Source organism: Streptomyces sp. Go-475 (genome assembly GCF_003330845.1).
In the GTDB taxonomy this organism is placed as follows: Bacteria; Actinomycetota; Actinomycetes; order Streptomycetales; family Streptomycetaceae; genus Streptomyces.
In genome coordinates this window covers 5,549,940-5,570,007 of the sequence record NZ_CP026121.1, presented here as the reverse complement: position 1 = coordinate 5,570,007, position 20,068 = coordinate 5,549,940, and the positions used below count along the sequence as shown (strand labels likewise).

The 20,068-nt window shown below is 71.7% G+C and carries 19 protein-coding genes and 1 pseudogene; 4 read left to right on the top strand and 16 right to left on the bottom strand.

From position 1 onward, the window contains the following. The first annotated feature begins 21 nt into the window (after positions 1–21). Positions 22–753, top strand: a complete 732-nt coding sequence (locus C1703_RS25785) for an SDR family oxidoreductase (protein WP_114255085.1) — start codon at positions 22–24, stop codon at positions 751–753. A gap of 105 nt (positions 754–858) precedes the next feature. Here C1703_RS25785 and C1703_RS25780 read toward each other — a convergent pair whose 3' ends face one another. Genes C1703_RS25780 through C1703_RS25760 form a run of 5 tightly spaced genes read right to left on the bottom strand, consistent with a single transcriptional unit; the run spans position 859 to position 6,787 of the window. Then, a complete protein-coding gene (locus tag C1703_RS25780; protein WP_114255084.1) occupies positions 859–2,217 on the bottom strand; it encodes a nuclear transport factor 2 family protein in 1,359 nt (452 codons plus the stop codon). A gap of 8 nt (positions 2,218–2,225) precedes the next feature. Beyond that, positions 2,226–3,011 carry a 3-oxoacyl-ACP reductase FabG gene (gene fabG, locus C1703_RS25775; protein ID WP_114255083.1) on the bottom strand — a complete coding sequence of 262 codons (786 nt, stop codon included), beginning with the start codon at positions 3,009–3,011 and terminating at the stop codon, positions 2,226–2,228. A 7-nt stretch (positions 3,012–3,018) separates the two neighbouring features. After that, positions 3,019–4,320, bottom strand: coding sequence for a lipopolysaccharide biosynthesis protein RfbH (gene rfbH / locus C1703_RS25770; protein ID WP_114255082.1), 1,302 nt, complete (start codon positions 4,318–4,320; stop codon positions 3,019–3,021). 11 nt (positions 4,321–4,331) lie between these two features. Beyond that, the gene (locus C1703_RS25765; RefSeq protein ID WP_114255081.1) at positions 4,332–5,651 is read right to left on the bottom strand and encodes an activator-dependent family glycosyltransferase; all 1,320 of its coding nucleotides are present in this window, start codon (positions 5,649–5,651) and stop codon (positions 4,332–4,334) included. Beyond that, positions 5,648–6,787, bottom strand: a complete 1,140-nt coding sequence (locus C1703_RS25760; RefSeq protein ID WP_114255080.1) for a hypothetical protein — start codon at positions 6,785–6,787, stop codon at positions 5,648–5,650. The genes C1703_RS25765 and C1703_RS25760 overlap by 4 nt, the downstream gene beginning before the upstream one ends. A 162-nt stretch (positions 6,788–6,949) precedes the next feature. Here C1703_RS25760 and C1703_RS25755 point away from each other — a divergent pair, with 162 nt between their 5' ends. Next, positions 6,950–7,984, top strand: coding sequence for a Gfo/Idh/MocA family oxidoreductase (locus C1703_RS25755; protein ID WP_232840593.1), 1,035 nt, complete (start codon positions 6,950–6,952; stop codon positions 7,982–7,984). Between the two features lie 318 nt (positions 7,985–8,302). Here the strand turns inward: C1703_RS25755 and C1703_RS25750 are convergent, their stop codons facing one another. From C1703_RS25750 to C1703_RS25730, 5 genes are read right to left on the bottom strand one after another with little or no spacing between them, the layout of a single operon-like run. Then, positions 8,303–9,898, bottom strand: coding sequence for an FAD-dependent oxidoreductase (locus tag C1703_RS25750; RefSeq protein ID WP_114255078.1), 1,596 nt, complete (start codon positions 9,896–9,898; stop codon positions 8,303–8,305). 41 nt (positions 9,899–9,939) lie between these two features. Beyond that, positions 9,940–10,689, bottom strand: coding sequence for a class I SAM-dependent methyltransferase (locus C1703_RS25745; RefSeq protein ID WP_114255077.1), 750 nt, complete (start codon positions 10,687–10,689; stop codon positions 9,940–9,942). Then, the gene (locus tag C1703_RS25740; RefSeq protein WP_114255076.1) at positions 10,686–11,582 is read right to left on the bottom strand and encodes an alpha/beta fold hydrolase; all 897 of its coding nucleotides are present in this window, start codon (positions 11,580–11,582) and stop codon (positions 10,686–10,688) included. The genes C1703_RS25745 and C1703_RS25740 overlap by 4 nt, the downstream gene beginning before the upstream one ends. Before the next feature lie 4 nt (positions 11,583–11,586). Next, positions 11,587–12,690, bottom strand: coding sequence for a methyltransferase (locus C1703_RS25735; RefSeq protein ID WP_114255075.1), 1,104 nt, complete (start codon positions 12,688–12,690; stop codon positions 11,587–11,589). Positions 12,691–12,731: 41 nt separating this feature from the next. Continuing rightward, the gene (locus tag C1703_RS25730; RefSeq protein WP_114257590.1) at positions 12,732–13,169 is read right to left on the bottom strand and encodes an ester cyclase; all 438 of its coding nucleotides are present in this window, start codon (positions 13,167–13,169) and stop codon (positions 12,732–12,734) included. A 187-nt stretch (positions 13,170–13,356) separates the two neighbouring features. Between C1703_RS25730 and C1703_RS25725 the strand changes: the two genes are divergently transcribed. Continuing rightward, a complete protein-coding gene (locus tag C1703_RS25725) occupies positions 13,357–14,214 on the top strand; it encodes a class I SAM-dependent methyltransferase (protein WP_114255074.1) in 858 nt (285 codons plus the stop codon). A gap of 52 nt (positions 14,215–14,266) precedes the next feature. Here the strand turns inward: C1703_RS25725 and C1703_RS39865 are convergent, their stop codons facing one another. The 3 genes and pseudogenes from C1703_RS39865 to C1703_RS25715 form a co-directional block, all read right to left on the bottom strand. Next, the gene (locus tag C1703_RS39865; RefSeq protein WP_232840785.1) at positions 14,267–14,695 is read right to left on the bottom strand and encodes an AfsR/SARP family transcriptional regulator; all 429 of its coding nucleotides are present in this window, start codon (positions 14,693–14,695) and stop codon (positions 14,267–14,269) included. A 182-nt stretch (positions 14,696–14,877) separates the two neighbouring features. Further along, positions 14,878–15,039: pseudogene (locus C1703_RS39860) on the bottom strand (helix-turn-helix domain-containing protein); the annotation flags it as partial. 270 nt (positions 15,040–15,309) lie between these two features. After that, a complete protein-coding gene (locus C1703_RS25715) occupies positions 15,310–15,564 on the bottom strand; it encodes an acyl carrier protein (RefSeq protein WP_114255073.1) in 255 nt (84 codons plus the stop codon). A gap of 286 nt (positions 15,565–15,850) precedes the next feature. Here C1703_RS25715 and rfbA point away from each other — a divergent pair, with 286 nt between their 5' ends. After that, the gene (gene rfbA / locus C1703_RS25710) at positions 15,851–16,726 is read left to right on the top strand and encodes a glucose-1-phosphate thymidylyltransferase RfbA (RefSeq protein ID WP_114255072.1); all 876 of its coding nucleotides are present in this window, start codon (positions 15,851–15,853) and stop codon (positions 16,724–16,726) included. A gap of 61 nt (positions 16,727–16,787) precedes the next feature. Here the strand turns inward: rfbA and C1703_RS25705 are convergent, their stop codons facing one another. From C1703_RS25705 to C1703_RS25695, 3 genes are all read right to left on the bottom strand, one after another. Further along, entirely contained in the window at positions 16,788–17,642 is an 855-nt protein-coding gene (locus C1703_RS25705; protein WP_114255071.1) for an aldo/keto reductase, read from the bottom strand. A 26-nt stretch (positions 17,643–17,668) separates the two neighbouring features. Beyond that, positions 17,669–19,279 (bottom strand): FAD-binding protein, encoded by a 1,611-nt coding sequence (locus C1703_RS25700; RefSeq protein WP_232840592.1) that lies wholly within the window; start codon positions 19,277–19,279, stop codon positions 17,669–17,671. 181 nt (positions 19,280–19,460) lie between these two features. Next, the gene (locus C1703_RS25695; RefSeq protein WP_114255070.1) at positions 19,461–19,910 is read right to left on the bottom strand and encodes a nitroreductase family deazaflavin-dependent oxidoreductase; all 450 of its coding nucleotides are present in this window, start codon (positions 19,908–19,910) and stop codon (positions 19,461–19,463) included. Between the last annotated feature and the right edge of the window lie 158 nt (positions 19,911–20,068).

Genomic DNA, 20,068 nt, shown 5'->3' with positions numbered 1-20,068 from the left:
CCGGGCATGACTCCTAGGACTGTGATCATCACGGGTGGCGGCACCGGAATCGGCCGTGCGACGGCCCGCCGCTTCGCCGGGCAGGGGGACCGGGTGCTCGTCGTCGGGCGCACGGCGGCCGCCCTCGACGAGACGGCCGAGGGCCACGACGGCATCCGCACCCTGGTGGCCGACGTCACCGAGCCGGGGGCCGGCGAGACGGTGGTGGAGGCCGCGCTGCGGGCCTTCGGACGCGTCGACGTGCTGGTCAACAACGCCGGGACCGGCACGTTCGCGCCGCTCGCCAAACTCGACCGGGCCGCCACCGAGCACCAGCTCGCGGTCAACCTGATGGCGCCGGCCTTCGTGGCGCAGGCCGCCCTGGACGCCCTGGAGGCGACCGGCGGCACCATCGTCAACGTCAGCTCCGCCGGATCGCTGGGCATCCAGGGGTTCCCCGACAACTCGGTGTACTGGGCCACGAAGGCGGCGCTGAACCACTTCACCCGCACCTGGGCCGTGGAGCTCGCGCCGCGCGGCATCCGCGTGGTGTCGGTGGCCCCGGGCGTGACGGACACCGGCATCGGCGAGCGCGTCGGCATGTCCGCCGAGGAGTACCAGGGGTTCCTCGGGCAGATCTCCGAGCGCATCCCGCTCGGGCGGGTCGCCACGCCCGAGGACGTGGCCTGGTGGGTCACGACCCTGGCCGATCCGGGGGGCCGCTACATGACGGGCGCGGTCGTCCCGGTGGACGGCGGTCTCTCCCTCACCTGAGCGCACCGGCGGCCCCGGCCGCGCACGCCTGCGGGCCGCACCGTCCACCGGTGCGGCCCGCCGACGTGCGGGCCCGCCGACGTGCGGGCCCGTCGAGGTCGCGGCTCAGACGCCGTCGTGCTCGACCCTGCGGTGGCGGACCAGCCAGCCGTCGCCGTCCGGCACCAGTTCGTCCTCGCACACCGCGCTCAGGTGCAGCCTGCTCTGCCCCCCGGGCGGGGTCGCCAGGACCTGCGCGTAGCAGCGGGTGTGGAGGGAGCCGCCGGGCCCGGGCACCACGGTGAGCATGGAGAACACATGGCGTCGCTGCTCCGGCGTGTCCGCCGTCCGCGCCAGGTTCCGGCGTACGGCGGCGGCGACGGCCTCCCGGCCGCGCAGGGGCTCGGGCGCGGTGTTCTGCGCGAAGACGCCGTCCTCGGTGAAGGTCCGGGCCCACTCCTCGGCCCGCCGCTCGTCCAGCAGCCGCATCTGCCGGGCGTAGAACTGCTGCACGGCGACGTACGTCTGCGCGGAGACCGGCTCGGTGCCGGCCAACCGCTTCGCGTGCTCCGCGGCGTGCCGCAGCGTGGCCAGGCTGTTGCGGCCGAGCGCCTCACGGATCATGGTGCGGGCGGCGGCCACGTCGGCCTGCGGGCCGAGGACGGTGGTCACGGCGTCCGGTTCGATCCGCACGGTGTGCCGGGAGGTGACCGTGCAGCCCTCCTCGTCCTCCTCGAAGATCCACTCACCGGTGTGCGCGGCCATCAGCGCCGGGGTTTGGATCTGCTTGTAGACGATCCGCTCGGCGGGGAAGCAGACCCGCACCGAACGGGTGGTGTGGGTCTCGCCGTCGGCGGTGAGCGTGTCCATCTCCAGGATCTGCTCGTTCGGGGTGTCCTCGGTGAGGACGACCCGGGCGACGTGCGGCAGCCGCTCCGTCCAGCGGTCCGCGGCGCGGATGAACTCGTAGGCTTCCTTGGCCGATCCGTCGACGCGCACGCTGTCGTCGAAGGTGAAGGTGAGGCCGGCGTCCGCCTCCTCCGCGCCCCGGCGCAGCGCCTCCAGCTCCGACGCGGTGTTGGTGTCGATGGCCCGGTTGATCCACTCGACGTGTTCCGGGGCGTCGTCGACGGCGGTGAAGGTGTGGGTGAAGCGCACCCGGGTCCGCTCCGGGCCGAGCGGCTGAAGCCGCCACTCCCCGCTCATGCTCCGCACGGGTGCCCGGGACTCCTCCTGGCGGAACGCCACGCGCAGTCCGGCCCGGTCCAGTTCCCGGCGCGAGGTCCAGCTCTTGACCTCGCCGTTGGCCGTGGCCCAGATCCGCAGCCGCTCCTGGCGGTCGTCGCCCTCCAGACGCTCGACGTGGACGCTCGGCGGGAAGTGCGCCGGCCAGCGGGAAGCCTCGGCGATGAGGTCGAACACCGCCTCGGCGGGCGCTCGCACGTCGATCTCGTGGACGGTGTGGTGCGCGGTCTCGTCCGGCATGGCTCTCCTCAGTAGTTGCCCAGCCCGCCGCAGACGTTGATCGCCTGCGCGGTGACGGATGCGGCCGCGTCGGTCAGCAGGTAACCGACCATGCCCGCCACCTCGTCGGGCGTGGTGTAGCGGCCGAGCGGGATCTTGGCCTGGAACCGGTCCAGGACCTCCTCCTCCGTGGTGTCCCACGCGGCGGCGTAGCCCTGCCTGACCCGCTCCGCCATGGGCGTCTCCACATAGCCGGGGCACACCGCGTTGACCGTGATGCCGGTCTTGGCCAGCTCCAGGCCCAGGGCCTTGGTGAAGCCGACGACGCCGTGCTTGGAGGCCGAGTAGGGGGCGCCGAGCACCACGCCCTGCTTGCCGCCGGTGGAGGCGATGTTCACGATCCGGCCCCAGCCGCCCTCCCGCATGCGGCCGGTGGTCAGGGCGGCCCGGGTGACGCGGAAGACGCTGTCCAGGTTGGTGGCCATCACGTCGTCCCACAACTCGTCGCTGATCGTGTGGGTCGGCCCGCCGCCGCTGCGGCCGGCGTTGTTGACGAGCACCTCGACGGGCCCGTAGCGCTCCACGGCGGCGGACATCAGGGCCTCGATCTGCGCGACCTCGCGCACGTCGCAGGCGGCGCCGTCCACCTCGTGGCCCTCCGCGCGCAGCTCCTTGACGGTGAGCGCGACCCGGTCGGCGTCCCGGGCGCACAGGTACACACGGTGGCCGGCGGCGGCCAGCGACCGGGCGACCGAGAGGCCGATCCCACTGGTGGCGCCGGTGACGACGGCGACCCGGCTGGGTTCTGCGGACATGGTCTGATCAGCCCTTTCGTGTGCAGAACTCGGTGATGGTCTCGATGACGTAGTCGAGCATTTCGCCGGTGAGCCCCGGGTAGACGCCGATCCAGAAGGTGTCCTCGGTGACGGTGTCGCAGTTCGTCAGCTCGTCCACGATCCGGTAGCGCACGTCCTGGTAGGCGGGGTGGCGGGTGATGTTCCCGCCGAACAGCCGGCGGGTGCCGATGTTCCGGCCCTCCAGGAAGTCGACGAGGTCCCTGCGGGTGAAGCCCGCGTCGGGCAGCACGGTCAGGGCGAAGCCGAACCAGCTGGGTTCGCTGTTCGGGGTGGCCCGGGGCAGCAGCAGTCCGGGCACTCCGGCCAGTCCGTCGTGCAGCCGCTGCCAGTTGCGCCGGCGGGCCGCGACGAAGTCGTCGACCTTCTGCAACTGGCTGAGCGCGAGGGCGCCTTGGAGGTCGGTGGCCTTCAGGTTGTAGCCGACGTGGGAGAAGATGTACTTGTGGTCGTAGCCGGCCGGGAGGGTGCCGAGCTGGTAGTCGAACCGCTTCAGGCAGGTGTTGTCGGTGCCCGGTTCGCACCAGCAGTCGCGGCCCCAGTCGCGCATCGACTCCACGATCCGGGCCAGTTCCAGGCTCGCCGTGAGGACGCAGCCGCCCTCGCCCGCGGTGATGTGGTGGGCCGGGTAGAAGCTGACCGTCGACAGGTCGCCGAAGGTGCCGGTGAGTTTGCCCTGGTAGGTGGAGCCGACGGCGTCGCAGTTGTCCTCGATGAGGAACAGGTCGTGCCGGCGGGCGAGTTCGGCGACCTCGGCGACGGGGAACGGGTTGCCGAGGGCGTGCGCGATCATGATGAGCCGGGTGCGCGGGGAGATCGCCGCTTCGATCTGGGCGAGCGAGGCGTTGTAGGTGCCCAGTTCGACGTCGACGAAGACCGGTGTCAGTCCGTTCTGGACGAGCGGGTTGATCGTGGTCGGGAAGCCGGCGCCCACCGTGATGGCCTCGTCGCCGGGGCGCAGCCGCAGGTCCTTCAGCTTCGGCGAGGTGAGCGCGCTGACCGCCAGCAGGTTGGCCGACGATCCCGAGTTCACCATGTGCGCCTTGCGCAGCCGGAAGTAGCGGGCGAACTCGCTCTCGAACTTCCGGGTGCGCACGCCGGCGGCGATCCGCATCTCCAGTGCGGCCTCGACCAAGGCGTGCCGGTCCTCCTCGTCGAGGACCGCGCCCGAGGACAGGATCGGCGTGACTCCCGGTTCGAACGCGCGCGTTTCCTGTTCCTTGTGGTACTTGCGCGCCAGTTCCAGCACCAGCGCCTTGGTGTCCGTCACCTCTGAACCCCTCATCCTCGGTGGTGGCCTAACCCGTTCGTGTCGTGCGCCGCCCCTGAGGCCCCCGGGTCGCGGCGGTGTTCGGCGACCAGCCGCTCCAGCACCGGGACGACCTCGTTGGGGCTGGGCACGGCGAGCAGTTCCTCCTGGAGCCGCCGGGCCCCCTGGGCGAACGACGGTTCGGTGATCAGTCGCTGGACCTGCTTGCGCAGCACGTCCGGGAGCAGGCCCTCGCTCGGCACGCACAGGCCGGCTCCGATGTCCTCCAGCCCGCGGCCCATGACCTCGGTGTCCCAGCCGAAGGCCAGGATCAGCTGGGGCACGGCGTGCAGTTCGGCCGTCGCCTTGGTGCCGACGCCCCCGTGGTGCACGACCGCGTCGCAGGTGGGCAGCAGGTCGTTGAGCGGGACGAAGTCGACCAGGCGTACGTTGTCCGGCAGGTCCTTCGCCGCCTCGCGGGTCGCCTCGTCGACGGTGGCGACGATCTCCGCGTCCAGTTCGGCGAGGTGCGCCAGGAGTTCCGCCATGTCGACGCCGACGTCCGAGGCCGAGGAGCCGAGCGTCACGCAGACGCGGCTGCGCCCGGGGTGGGTCCGCAGCCAGTCCGGCACCACCGCGGGACCGTTGTACGGCACGTGCCGCACCTGGACGGTCGGCAGGTCCAGGGCGAGCTGGGTGCTGGGCGGCGTGGTGTTGACGGTCCACTGGCCGGTGACCATGTCCTCGTCGAAGCCGGCGTCGCAGCCCAGCCGCCGCAGGGTGCGCTCCAGCCACTCGGCGGTGGGGTCCTCGCGGTGCTCGGGCTCCTGCTCGGCGGCCAGCCGCAGGAACTCCTTGCGGGCCCGCACGCTGATGTCGGGGCCGGAGACCAGCCGGCAGTGGGCCGCGCCCGTCACGCGCGCCGTGATGGCCCCGGCGAGGGTGAAGGTCTCCCAGACGACGAGGTCGGGCTGCCAGGAGCGGGCGAAGTCCACCAGGGCGTCGACCATGGTGTCGTTGTTGAGGGCGCCGTAGAGCGTCGGCACCATGACGTTCTCCAGGGCCAGCAACTGCTCGTACGTCCAGGGGTGTTCGCCCCGGGCGGCGTAGTCGAAGCCCTGCACGTGGGCCGAGGCCTCGTCGTGGAGCCTGCCGAGCAGGCCGAGGTCCTCCAGGGCGCCGAGCGACCACTCGACGGGCACGGCGGTCAGCCCCGTGCCCGTGATGACGTCGGTCAGCTCGGGCTGGCTGGCGATCCGCACCTCGTGGCCCGCGGTGCGCAGCGCCCACGCCAGCGGCACGAGTGGGTAGTAGTGGGTGTGGTGGGCCAGTGAGGTGAACAGAACCCTCATCGCGTCTCCTCCTCGCCGAGTCGGGCCGGCAGCCGGACCAGGCGCCGGGTCAGGGGCGCCCGGCGCAGGCGCACCGGGGCGCCGTCCGGCCGCAGCAGCTCGAACCGCGCGGCCAGCGCCGGCAGCGCGTGCTCGGCCTGCGCCCGTGCGGCCGGGAGCAGGGCGGCGCAGGCGCGCACCGGCAGCGGGGCCGGGCCGCCGCCGGTCCCGGTGGTCACGACCGTGACGGTGTCGCCGGTCTCGATGCGGGCGCCGGCCGCCTCGGCCGGGGCGAGGGCCACCAGGGGGTGCGCCCGCCACAGCGGCCGGTCGCGCAGGACCTCCTCGACCACCCGGGCCGCGTGCCCGGGGTCCGAGCGCAACTGCGCCCACTCCCGCGGCCGGCCGAGGAGCGTGTGCAGGGCGTTGCCGAGCAGGTCCGCCGCGGCCCGGGCCCCGGCCACGGCGAGCAGCAGGTCCGCCTCCGCCCGGTCGCGCCCGGCGAAGAGCTCCCGCAGTTCTCGCACGCCCGCCGCCAGGCGCCGCGTCACCTCCAGCGTCTGCGGGCAGAGCAGCGCGTCCACGGCCGGTGCCGTGGCGGCGACGGCGGCGGCGAACGCCGCGTGCCGCTCCTGCGGGACGTCCAGGAGTACCGCGTACACCGCCGCGGTCAGCGGCCCGGCGAAGTCGGCCATCAGGTCGACGGGGCCCGGCCCGAGCAGGGCCGCCGCCCGGGTGGCCTGTTCCCGCAGCGTCCCGGCGTGCTCGCGCACGGCCCTCGTCCCGCCCCGCCGTGCCAGGTCCCGGACGAGCGCCGTGGTGCGCTGGCGCGCCGGGTCGGGCAGCCAGGCCTCCGCCTGCGGCACGGCGGCGGACACCGCCAGTTCCCGGCTGCCGGACAGTTCCCGGAGCGCCGCGGGGCCGGTGACGACCCAGGTGTCGAGCCGGCTGCGCCACACCGGCCCTCGCTCCGCGACCGACGCGAGGATTCCGCCCGCGCCGTCCGTGCCGTCCTCGTCGCTGTCGAATCCCCGTACCAGCCGCGCGTACGGGTCGCCCTCCCCCGGCACGAACGGCTCGCCGTTGATCGCGTAGAGCCATTGCGCCGCGTGGACGAGTTGCAGTTCGCGCCCCAGGGCATGCGTCGCCGCCGTCACCCCGCCACCTCCGTCATCCGATTCCCTCGGCAAGGTACGGGGCCGTATTAGAAGAACACTCGAACTGCCTTTTTCCGCGTCCACCGTTCCTCAAGCAGTGCTTGATCTCCCGGTCCTACGGTGGGGAAGCCACTGGACTCCCGCGAGGTGATGAGGATCCCTATGCCAGAGCACCGTCAGCAACGGGCGCTCCGAATGGGCGTGATCGGTACGGCGAACATCGCGATGCGCCGGATCATGCCCGTTCTCGCCGCGCACGACCATGTGGACCTCGTCGCGGTGGCCAGCCGGGACAAGGGGAGGGCCGAACGGGTGGGAGCCGCGTTCGGCTGCCACGGCGTGGGGGATTACGCGGAACTCGTCGAGCGGGACGACCTGGACGCCATCTATATTCCGCTGCCGCCCGCCATGCATCACGAGTGGGCACTGCGGGCTTTGCGTTCGGGAAAGCACGTGCTGGTCGAGAAACCGATGTCGGACACGTACGAGAAGACGCTCGAGCTGATGTCGACCGCGTCGGAATTCGGACTCGTGCTGGCCGAGAACTTCATGTTCCTGCACCATTCCCAGCACGCCGCGGTGCGCGCGATGCTCGACGAGGCCGTGGGGGAACTGCGGCTGTTCTCGGGGTCGTTCGCGGTGCCGCCGCTGGCCCCGGAGTCGTTCCGGTACCAGCCGGCGCTGGGCGGTGGCGCGCTGCTCGACGTCGGCGTCTATCCGCTGCGCGCGGCCCAGCTGTACCTGGCCGGGGAGCTGGAAGTGCTCGGGGCCTGCCTGCGGGTGGACGAGGCGACCGGGGTGGACGTGGCGGGCAGCGTGCTGCTGAGCGACGACCGGGGGGTGACGGCCCAGCTGGACTTCGGCTTCGAGCACTCCTACCGGTCGACCTACGCGCTGTGGGGCAACCGGGGCCGGGTGAGCGTCCGGCGGGCCTTCACGCCGCCGGAGCAGCTGAAGCCGGTGGTCCGGATCGAGCAGCAGGACGTGGTGACGGAACGGTCGCTGCCCGAGGACAACCAGGTCTTCAACGCGATGGACGCCTTCGTCCGCGCGGCCCTGACGGGCGCGGGCCCCCTCACCGACACGTCCGTGATCCACCGCCAGGCCCTCCTGGTCGACCGCGTCCGCCGCGCGGCGACCCTGGTCGGCGACCCGAAGACCCGCCCGGGCGACGCCCTGGCAGCCGAACTGGCCTGACCCGGCGTACGGCATGAGCCCGGCCCCGCGTCGGCCCCGCCGCGCCCTGCGCGCGGCGCGCGTGGTCGGCGGGGATCGGGCCCGCACGCGGCGCGCGTGGTGCGGTCTGGTCCGTCGCCGTGCCACGGCCCGCCCCGCGTGGTGCCCCCGGCCGTTGGTCCGCGGCGCGGCACCGCGCGCGAGCACCCGCGCCGCCGGTCGGAGGCGCCGCCGCGCGCCCGCCGCACGGCATCCACCCCGCGTCCCGCCCGGGACCGCCCCGCACCCGCCGGTCTGACCAGTGGGGTGCGGGGCGGCGTGCTGCCCCCGCGGGCGGGGTCAGCGGGACAGGAGCTTGCGCAGGGCTCCGCCCAGGGTCTCCGCGGCGTCCGACGGCTGTTCGTCCGTGCGCCAGGCGACGATGCCGTCGGGGCGGACCAGGCTCGCGCCCGCCTTGCCGATGCCGTACCGGTCGGCCACCGCCGCCTCGGGATCCGTGAGGCCGGCACCGATCCGGTACGCCCTGACGGGCACCCCCAGTTCCGCCGAGACCGTCTCCGCCGCCGCCATCCAGTCCGCCCCCAGCTCACCGGCGAGCAGGGTCCAGCCGTCGCCGAACAGGTCGACCGTGGAGATCCGTTCCCCGTGCCGGGTCACCGGGACGTGCGGCCCCCGGAAGCCGGGGCGGCCGCTCGGGTTCAGCGGGTTCTCCACCCGCGCCGGATCGTCGTCCGTGGCCAGCACCGCCGAGGAGCGGTAGCGGAAGCCGAGGAGTGTCTCCGCGTACCCCACCGACTTGTCCCACACGTCCGCCATGTGCGGCGCCATCCGCTGCGCGTAGATCGCCAGCGCCTCCGCCACGACCAGCTCCGCCGCGACCTTGCGCTCGTCCTCGTACGTGCCGAGGAGACCCGGCCCGGCCTGCCCGTGCAGCACCGCCGCCAGCTTCCACGCCAGGTCGAACCCGTCGGCGACGGCCGCGTTGCCGCTCATGCCCCCGGTCGGCGGCGTCACCTTCGCCGCGTCCCCGACCAGGAACACCCGCCCCTCGCGCCAGCGTTCGGCGATGCGGGCCGCCATCTCCCAGCCCTGGATGTCGACGAGCTCGGGCCGCACCTCGGGAGCGTCCAGGGCGAGGCCGATCAGTTCGACGCAACGCTCCGGCGTGAAGTCCTCGGGGCGCTCGCCCTCGTCGGGGTCGTACTCGACGAAGAGGGTGTGCCGGTCGGGCCGGTCCGTCGGCCCGAACGTGCCGGTGAACTGCGGGTGGTGCAGGTAGTACCAGCCCGTCGTCCCCGGCTCCATGATGCCGGAGAGGTCCGCGTCGAAGATGACCCCGACCATGTGGGTCAGCGTGCCGTGTCCGTACCGCTCGATCCCCAGCGACTCCCGCACCAGGCTGCGGTTGCCGTCGGCGCCCACGAGGTAGCCGGCGCGCAGGTCGTACTCGCCCTCGGGCCCCTGGAGCCGGGCCGTGACGCCGTCCGCGTCCTGGTCGAACGACACCAGCCGGGTGTCGAAGCGGATGGCGCCGCCGTGCCGCTGCGCCTGGCCGAGCAGGATCGGCTCCAGCTTGTCCTGGGACAGCATCGCCCAGCCGGCCGGTGTGCACGGCCGGGTGGCGGCCACCATGTCGTCGAAGCTCTCCGCGACGGTCCGCAGGACCTCGCCCCGCACGCTCTGGGCGAGCCGGATGACGAAGTCGCCCTGGGCGCCGCGGATGTCGTTGGCCCGGGTCACCTCGTCGGCGACGCCCCCGATGCGCAGCAGCTCCATGGTCCGCGGGTTCTGCCCCGCGGCCCGCGGATACGGCGAGAGGCCGGACCTGCGCTCCACCACGAGCACGCGCACCCCCTGCCGGGCGAGGAACATCGCCGTCGACAGGCCACCGAGGCCCGCACCCACCACCAGAACGTCGACCTCGTGGTCGTTCATGTCGTTCCTCTCGTCGTTGCTTGCGGGTTCCCGTCGCCGCTTCACGTCCGGACGCCGACGAACAGGCCGCGGCCCGACGGCGCCTCGGGCAGGTACTCGACCGCGAAGCCGGCCTCCCGGAACGCCTGTTCGTACTCGGCGCGGCTGAACAGCGAGATGATGTGCGTGTCGACGAAGTGCCGGGCGCCGGCGCCGGGTTCGGCGACCACGAAGTGCACGTCCATGTGCGAGGTGCGGCCGCGGCGGGCGGAGTGCGAGACCCGGGAGACGGTGACGCCGTCGACGGTCACGACGTCGGCCGAGACATGGCCGTCGGCGAACGTCTCGTAGAACCACCACGGGTCGACGACGGCCACCCCGCCGGGCTCCAGGTGCCGGGCGAACACGGTGAGCGCCCGGCCCAGTTCGGCCACCGACGTCATGTAGCCGATGGATCCGAACATGCAGGTCACCACGTCGAAGGTGGTGTCCAGGCGGAAGTCGCGCATGTCGCCGCGGTGCACGGTCACCCCGGGCAGCGCGGCGCGCGCCGCCTGGGCCATCGGCGCGGACAGCTCCACCCCCTCCACGTGCGCGAAGAGCTCGGTGAAGTGCCGCAGATGGCCGCCGGTGCCGCAGGCGATGTCGAGCAGCCGCCGGGCGCCGGGCCGGCGCTGCCGGGCGGCGGCGGCGACCGCCTCGGTCTCGGCGCGGTAGTCCTTGCCGCGCTCCCGGTGCACGAGGTCGTAGACCCGGGCGAGGTCCGCCCCGTACATCGTCTCTCCCGCCCGCTGTTCGTCCGCCACGGTCATGACGCCGCCCGGGTGTGGGCGAGGATGGCCTCGGCCACCGGCCCGTGGACCGAGGACGGCAGGGCGTGCCCCATGCCGGGGATCTCCACCAGGCGGGCGGTGGGGATGAGTCCGGCGAGGTGCTTGCCGTGCGGTGCGGGCGCGATGGGGTCGTGCTCGGCCTGGATGACCAGGGCCGGCACGGTGACGTCACGCAGCTCGGCGGCCCGCTCGGGCGGCGGCAGGGTCAGGGAGTAGTGGGCGTACGGCTCGGTGAGGACACCGCCCGCGTGGTCGATCGCCCGTTCCTCCCACCGCGCGTACTCGGCGTCGTCGAACGGCACGCCCGTCCCGGAGAGGATGCGCCACTTGCTCACCCGCTTGGCCACCTCGGCGGCGCGCCCCTCGGCCGGCTGCTGCATCAGGGCGAGCGCGTCGAGGAACGGCTGCTGCGGCCCGGGCAGGCCGTCCGCCGTGGGTTCGCCGCGCATCACTCGCTCGATGTTGGCGTCGAAGTCGATGTCGAGCCCGCCGCCCAGCATCATGGTCAGGCTGCTCAGCCGGTCGTGGTGGTCGAGTGCGATGACCTGCGCGATGGTCGCCCCCATCGACAGGCCGACGACATGGGCGCGGTCGACGCCCCAGCCGTCGAGGACGGCGACCGCGTCGGCGGCCAGTTCGCCGAAGCCGTAGGGGTGTTCGGCGAAGTCGCGGGTGGTGGAGCGGCCGGTGTCGCGGTGGTCGTAGCGGATGACGTGGAGGCCGCCGTCGGCGAGCCGCCGGGCGAACTCGTCGGGCCAGCCCAGGGCGGAGAGGTTGCCGCCCATGACGAGCAGCAGCGCCGGGTCCGCCGGGTCACCGAAGTCGTCGCTCCACAGCTCGACGTCCCCACTGGGCACGATGCGTTCGGACATGGGTCTACTCCTGTGCTGGGAGGACGGGTGCGGCCCCTTCGGGGGCGGCGGTGAACTCGAGGATCGAGAAGTCGAAGGGGAGGGTGGCGGAGCCGCTGGCGCGCTCCGAGGCCAGGGCGAGTCCGGCCGACCCGGCCAGGGCCACGACCTCGTCCCGGGTGCGCACCCGTCCGCCCATGAACGTCAGCATCCGCAGGTCGAGCAGGGTGCTGAAGAACCGGTCGGCGCCGTCGCCCTCCACGTCGGCGCGGTCCAGGACGAGGATTTTGCCGCCCGGTTCGAGCGCCTGGACGCAGCGGCGCAGGATCGTCAGCGCGTCCTCGTCGGACCAGTTGAGCAGGACGAAGGAGAGCAGGACGAGGTCGGCGGTGACGGGCAGCGGCTTGAAGAAGTCGCCCTCCGCCACGGTGACCCGGTCGTCGACCCCGGCGTCCTCGAACCTGCGCCGGGCGCGCTCGGCCGGTCCCGCCAGCTCGACCAGGGTGCCCCGGAGGTGCGGTGCGCGCTGGGCGATGGCCGCGAGCAGCCCGCCGTTGCCGCCGCCCACGTCGAGGACGTGCCGCACCGCCGACCAGTCGTAGGCGTCGGCCGGGGCCTCGAAGGCCAGGTCCTCGTCGCAGGACATGAGCGCGTCGAAGGAGTCGGCCAGCTCCCGGTCCGCCGAGAGGTCCTCCCAGAAGGGCCGCCCGTACCGCCCGGAGTAGGCGGGACGGCCGGTGCGCACCACGTCCAGGAGGCCGGTGAAGGCCAGGTCGGCGTGGGAGACGGCCCCGTTCAGGTCCAGCCAGGCCCGCTGCTGCGCCGGATGGCCGTCGGCGAGGAGCAGCCCGAGGCGGGTGGGGCGCAGCGGCCGGTCCGGCTCCCCGCCCTCCAGGACGCCGACCACGGTCAGGTGGCGGACCAGGCGGGCGAGCGCCTGGGGGTGGGTGTCCGTACGGGCGGCGAGGTCGGCGACGGTGCCGGCTCCGGCCAGCAGGTGGTCGACCAGGCGGAGCGTCGCGGCGACCCGGACGGCCATCGGGGTCACCAGGTTGCCGAGGTTCTTGAGGAGTACGTCGAGGTCCTGGTCGGTCGGTTCCAGGTGTTCCCCGGGTGAGGAAGAGCTCACCGTGTTCCTTCCCTTGGGCGTGGGTGGGCCGGACGCGCTGCTCAGGGCCGCCAGCCCTCCTCCTTGGGCCAGGGCTCGCCGAGCTGGCGGTAGGTGCCGAGGTAGTCCGGCCAGTCACGGTGGTCGCGGATCTTGCCGTCGACGATGCGGATGAGGTGGATCTGCTCACCGGAGAAGCGGCGCCCGGTGGCGGGCATCCCCACGAGTTCGCCCACCTGGCGGCCGTACAGGGCGAGTTTCGCCCGCACCCAGCTGCCTTTCTCCTCGTAGCTGATCTCCTCCAGATGCGCGTCCTCGGAGAACGTGAGCTTCAGCCACTTCACCGCGAGTGCGAACGCTTCGGGGCCGCGCAGTTCCGGCATGTGTTCCAGGGCACCGGGATTGAGGTACTCCTCGTGAATGAACTCGGCCACGTCCTCTGTTTTTCCGGTGTTGTAGCTGTTCACCATGCGTCGAACAATGTCGATGTGATCACTCACGGTCGGCACTCCCTGTCGGTCGTCGATGAGTTCATCCTGACTTCCTCGGCTCTTCGCAACAATCCGTTTCGGCACCGGCTCGACCCGTCGACAAGCCGGTTTCGAGCGGCCACCGAGCGCATTCCGACCCACATTTCAGACGGACCGGCCAGGGTGGTCGGGTCGGCTTTCGCCACCTGGAGGTCCCATGGACAAGACGATGTACAAATCGACGGTCACCGAGGCGTTCAACAATGCCGCGGCGACTTACGACCAGTTGGGCGTCGAGTTCTTCACACCGATGGGCCGGCGACTCGTGGAAAGGGCCGATCCGCAGCCCGGGCAACGCGTTCTCGACGTCGGGTGCGGGCGGGGCGCGTCCCTGTTCGTGGCGGCGGAGCGGGTGGGCCCGTCCGGCCATGTGCTCGGCATCGACATCGCCCCGGCGATGGTGGAGGAGGCCCGGCGGCAGGCCGGCGCGCTCGGCGCCCGGCACGTCGAGGTCCGGGTGATGGACGGCGAGCACCCCGACCTTCCGCCCGCCTCGTTCGACGTGGTGACCGGCAGCTACAGCCTGATCTTCCTGCCCGACGCGCCGGCCGCGCTCCCCCGGTACGCGGCCCTGCTGCGGCCGGGTGGCCGGATCGCCTTCACCAGCCCGGTCTTCACGGAGGACACGTTCCCCTTCCTGCCGCCCGTGTTCACGGACCTCATCCCGGAGCGGCTGCTGCGCAACCTGCCGGCTGACTGGCGCCCGGACGCGCTGAAGCGGCGGTTCAACAGCTGGCTGCAGGACACCGACGACCTGACCCGGACGATGGTGCGCGCCGGGTTCGACGACGTGGAGATCGCCGACGAGCACATCGATCTGCGCGCGCCGGACGGGAAGACCTGGGTCGACTGGTCCCACACCCAGGGCATGCGCTTGCTGTGGCAGCACCTCCCGGAGTACGAGAACCGGCAGCTGCGCCACCGCCTGACCACCGAACTGGACCGGCTGCGCGGCGACGGCCCCCTGCACCTGCCCACCCCGGTCAGGTTCGTCCACGCCTCGATCGCGGACTGAGCCGGTCGCGTGGAGCCCGGTCCGCCACCGGCCGGACCGGGCTCCTTCCGGGTCAGTAGACCCGCACCGCGCCGGAGGACGACATACGCACGATGTCCCCGGTCGGCCTGCGGAGGTTGCCCTGGGCGTCGATCGACTCCGCGTTGAGGATGGAGCGATGGAGTTCCTGGGCCATCGGTCCGGGTTCGAGACCGAGGTGGTTCACCAGGTTGACCCGCAGGCGCTGGAAGAGTTCCAGGGCCTGCGCCCGCCGCCCGTTGAGGTACAGCGCCCGCATGTACTGGGCGTGCAGCCCCTCGTGGTACGGGTTGTCGGCCGTCAGCGCCGCGAGCTCGGTGAGCACCTCCCGGTACATGCCGAGCCGGAGCTGGGTGTCGACGAGGTACTCCAGGACGACCAGCCGGGACTCCTCGAACTGCTGCCGGCGCCCTTCGAGGATCCGTCCGGCGACGACGTCGACGAGCGCGGGTCCGCGCCACAGGCCTGCAGCGCGCTGGAGAGCGTGGACAGCGCGGCGTGGTCGTCCCCCGACGACAGCGCCCTGCGTCCGTCAGCGACGAGCTGGTGGAACCGGTGGACGTCCAGGTCCCCCTGGGTGGTCCGGAACAGGTACCCCCCGGACCGGGTCACGAGGATCTCTGCGGCGACCTGACGGGCGGTCATTCCCGTCGCGGACGCCAGCAGCTTGCGCAGGTTGAGGATGTAGGTCTGCAGCGTGGTCAGGCAGCTGACCGGAGGCTCCTCGTCCCACAGTTCGCGTATCAGTGACGACACCGGTACCACCTGGTCGGCGTGCACCAGCAGTGTGGCCAGAACGCTTCTCATCTTCGGTGCGCTCGGAGTGTGCAGGTCGCCTTCGACCTGCACGGAAAGTGGGCCTAGAACACCCAGCTTCACGACGTTCCCCCATAGATCGCAGAAAGCTACTGGTCTACCGAGCATCAACGCCTCAGGCTCTTCACGGGTTCCCCACAGAGAAACCCGATTTCCGCCCGATACAGAAAGCGCTGCCGGTACCGAAGTTCGTTGCGAAGACAACTAACAGGTTGCACAATCAACAAACCGGCCCGGGTGGGACGAGTGCCACCGAACGATTCAAGCCACTTTCAGCAGCGCATTGACGACGGCCAGGAATCCCGCGGGGGTCGTCACCTCGGAGAGGTCCTCCTCCGGGATCTCCACGTCGTACTCGCGCGAGACCCGGGCAGCGGTCTCCAGGAGCGCCAGCGAGTCGTACCCGAGATCTGTGAATTCCAGGTCAACTGCGTTTTCCGCCCCCGTTACGGACTCCTCTTCCCCCGCGCACTCGCGCAGGATGGCAAAAAGTCTCTCGCTCGTCAGTGCCGCCACGACAGTTCTTCCTCCCCTTGTGGTCGTTACCTCTCGTTCCTGCGGTGCCGGCCGACTGCTTCGCTTACCGAGCTGATGTCGCATCACCTCGGTCGGCAACGGCCATGAAGTGCACCCTATGCAGATTCGGAAGGGGCAGACTCGAGAACCGATCGAGCGGGCTCGATCAGAAGGTGATCGCAGCCCCCTCACCTCGCAGCACGGTCAATACCGGAAGGACGATTGTTGTCCGCCGGGAGGTGTCCGGCCTACTGTCACAGAGAATGCCCAGACAAAGGAGGAGCCAGTGAAAGGAATTGTCCTGGCGGGCGGCTATGGAAGCCGTTTACACCCGATCACCCTGGCTGTTTCGAAGCAGTTGCTCCCCGTCAACGACAAGCCACTGATCTACTACCCCCTCTCGGCCCTGATGCTGGCCGACGTCCGGGACATCCTCATCATCGCCCTGCCCGGCGACATCCCTCAGTTGCGCAGGCTGCTGGGGGACGGCAGCCACCTGGGGATCTCCCTGACCTACGCCGAACAGCCCGTGCCCAACGGACTGGCACAGGCCTTCCTCACCGGGGCCGAGCACATCGGCGACGACTCGGTCGCCCTCGTCCTCGGTGACAACATCTTTCACGGAAACGGTTTCTACGATCTTCTCGCGGCGCACTCCCGGGACATCGACGGGTGTGTCCTCTTCGGATATCCGGTCACCGATCCCGAGCGCTACGGTGTGGGCGAGGTGGACGAATCAGGCCGGCTCCTCTCCCTGGAGGAGAAGCCGGAGAAACCGAGGTCGAACCTCGCCATCACCGGGCTTTACCTCTATGACAACGACGTCGTGGAGATCGCGCGCCGAATACGCCCGTCAGCCCGCGGCGAACTGGAAATCACCGACGTCAACCGGATCTACCTGGAACAGGACCGGGCCAAACTCGTCACGTTCGGCCGCGGATTCGCCTGGCTCGACGCCGGCACCCCGCAGTCGCTGCTCCAGGCCGGCCAGTACGTGCAGACCCTGGAGGACCGGCAGGGCGTACGGATCGCCTGCCTGGAGGAGGTCGCGCTGCGCATGGGCTTCATCGACGCCGACGCCTGCCACCGGCTCGGGGCGAAACTCTCGCGCTCGGGGTACGGCGAGTACGTCATGGCCGTGGCGAACGAGATGAGCGCCTGACCCGGCGCGCGTTCGGCCGGGCCGGGGGCGGTCGCCCCCGGCCCGGCCGTCCTCGAGTCGCTCACCCCTGGTCGAGCAGGGTCAGCTGCTCGTCGTCGAGGGCGATGTCCGCCGCCGCCATGTTCGCCCGCAGGTGGGACACGGAGGCGGTGCCCGGGATCGGCATCACGACCGGCGAGCGGTGCAGCAGCCAGGCGAGCGCCACCTGCGTCGTCGTCGCCCCGGCCTGTGCGGCGACCCGGGCGAGGGCGCTGTCCGGGGCCGGCCGGGCGGTGCCGGCGAGCGGCTTCCAGGCGATGAAGGCGATGCCTTCCCGCTCGCAGTGCTCCAACTCCTTCTCGTAGCGCCGGTCGTAGAGGTTGTACTTGTTCTGCACGCTCGCGATGCGGGCCACCCCGCGGGCCTGCTCGATCTGCTCCACCGTCACCTCGGAGAGCCCGATGTGGCGGATCTTGCCCTCGTCCTGGAGCTGTCTGAGCGCTCCGACCTGGTCCTCCAGCGGCACCTGGGGGTCGACCCGGTGCAGCTGGAAGAGCTCGATCCGCTCCAGCCGCAGCCGGCGCAGGCTGAGTTCGGCCTGCTGCCGCAGGTAGTCGGGCCGGCCGAGCACCCGCCACTGGTGCGGGCTCGGCCGGACCTCGCCCGCCTTGGTGGAGACGACCAGGCCCGGCGGGTAGGGGTGGAGGGCCGTGGCGAGCAGTTCCTCGTTGGCCCCGAGTCCGTAGACGTCGGCGGTGTCGATGAACGTCACGCCGAGTTCGACCGCGCACCGCGCCACCTCGGCGGCCTTGTCCGGCCGGGTCGGCGGGCCCCAGTGGTGGGGCCCGGTGAGCCGGAGCGCCCCGAAGCCGAGCCGGCCCACGGTGAGGTCGCCTCCCAGGGTGATGTGTGTACCGACGGCTCGGCCGGGTCGCACGGTGACGGTTTCCTTTCAGCCGGGGATCAGGGGAGCCGGACGGAGAGCGGGTGGCGGAAGACGCCGCGCGGGTCCCACTTCGCCTTGACCTGCTGGAGGCGGCGGTATCCGTCCTTGTAGTAGAGGGTGTGCCAGGGCACGCCGGAGGTGTTCCAGCGCGCGTCGGCCAGATCGGTGTCGGGATAGTTGATGTAGCAGCCGTCGTGCTCGTCGTTGGGCACGGGGACGCCGCCGGTGTCGCGGAAGACGTCCCGGTACAGCTCGCGGATCCAGGTCAGGTGCTGGTCGTCGAGGGCCGGATCCATCCACGTGGCCGAGAACCAGGCCTTGAGGATCGAGTCCCGCTGGGGCACGGCGGTGGCATCGGGCGCCACGGTGTTGACCTTCCCCCCGTAGGAGTAGAGGTCGACGGCGCCCCAGCCGTCGAACGCGGGGTCGGTCAGGTGCTTGTGGACGGTCGCGATGCGCTCGGGCGTCCAGGTTCGCCTGAGGTAGGCGCTCTTGGACTTGTGCCGGTCGTACCCGCCCGTGTCGAAGCGCGCGCCGAGGGTGGCCTGGAGCCAGAGGTCGTCCTGGTGCTCGATGGCCGGCTCGAGGCCGGTCCCCGCGTTGACGGCGGCGACGTAGCGCTCGATCAGTTCGGCGGCGTCGGCGCGGCCGCCGTCGAAGCGGGCCTCCAGTGACACGGAGCCGACCGCATGGGTGTTGAGGTGCAGGGTGCTGTAGAGGCTGCCGTACCGGGGATCGGCGTGGTGTGCCTCGTACCACCGGCTGAAGTTGGTGACGAGCCGGGTGAACCGGGCCAGGTCGAGGTCGGCCCAGGACCAGGTCACGAAGGTGGAGCGGAGCCGGGTGGGCGGCTTGGGCAGCAGGGCCGAGGGGTTGGCGCCCGGGGCGCCGGGCGTACGGAACAGATAGCGCGTGACGATGCCGAAGTTGCCGCCGCCGCCCCCGGTGTGCGCCCACCAGAGGTCGTGGTTGGGGTCGTCCGGCTCCCGGGTCGCGGTGACGGTGCGGGCCTTGCCCGCCGCGTCGACGACCACGACCTCGACGCCGTGGAGGTGGTCGACGACGGTGCCGTCACGCCGCGTCAGCGGCCCGTAGCCGCCGCCGGCGACATGCCCGCCCGCACCGACCTGGGGGCAGACTCCGGCGGGCAGGGTCACGCCCCAGTCGTAGAACAGCGTGCGGTAGACCTCGCCCAGCGTGGCGGCGGGCTGCACCGCGAACGCCCGGTGCTCCTTGTCGAAGTAGACCGCGCGCATGGGCGAGGTGTCGATCAGCACGCGGACGTCGCGGTGGTCGGCGAAGTTCTCGAAGCAGTGCCCGCCGCTGCGGACCGCGATCTGCTTGCCGGCCGCCACGGCGTCCGTGACGGCCTGCTCGATCTGCCGGGGCGTGTGCACCACGTGCACGAGGTCCGGCTTGCCGACGAAGCGGCTGTTGAATCCCCTGCTGACCAGTTCCGCGTACCGGGGATCGGCGGCGCCGACCGTGGTGGCGGGCGACTCCGGCACGCACACGGCGGCCTTGGCCTTGGCGGCCTCGGCCGGTGCCGCCGCGGCCCCCGCCGTGGCGACCGCGGCGGCACCGGCCCCCGTCGTTCTCAGAAATCCGCGACGACTGAATCCGCCCATGACACATCCCCAACCCTTCGATGAGAAACGAACGGGTGGAACGGTGCTGTGACGCGTCCCCCCTCACGGCACGGCCCCCTGCCGTCCGCGCGCGGGGCCCGGCGGAACCGGGCCCCCGACCGACGCGCACTCCCCCGAGCATCGCCGTCGCCGCCCCCTCACCGGAGGCGTGGGACACCCGTCACTCCGGTGCGGGCCCCTGAGGCTCCAGCACGACGACGGGGATCTTCCGGTCGGTCTTCTTCTGGTAGCTCTTGTACTGCGGAAAGATCACGGTCATCGCCTCCCACAGGCGCGCCCGTTCGCCCTCTTCCGCCTCCCTGGCGACCGCCTCGAACGTCTCCGCGGCCACCTGCACCCGCACCCGCGGCTCCGCCAGCAGGTTCAGGTACCAGTGGGGATGGTGGTCGGATCCGCCGTTGGACCCGACGATGACGTAGTTCCCCCCGTCCTCCCCGTAGATCAGCCCGGTTCGGCGCAGCGCCCCGGACTTGCGCCCCCGCGTGGTCAGCAGCAGCGTCGGCTTGCCGTACCAGATGTGCCCGCTGGCGCCCTCGCTGGCCACGTACCGACGCACATGCGTAGCCACCCAGCCGGTCGGGCTGTCGAGCACCTCGTCCTGTTCGTCCATGCACTCACTCCGTCCGTCGGAAGCCACACCGTACCACCGGGCACTTAAATTTGAGTATCTCCCCTTGATCTCCCCAATGGGATTGATTTCAGGGGGAGTTGGCGGAGGAAGGGCTTCCGGCGGCACTGACGGACGCGCTTAGAGCATGCGCGACGAAC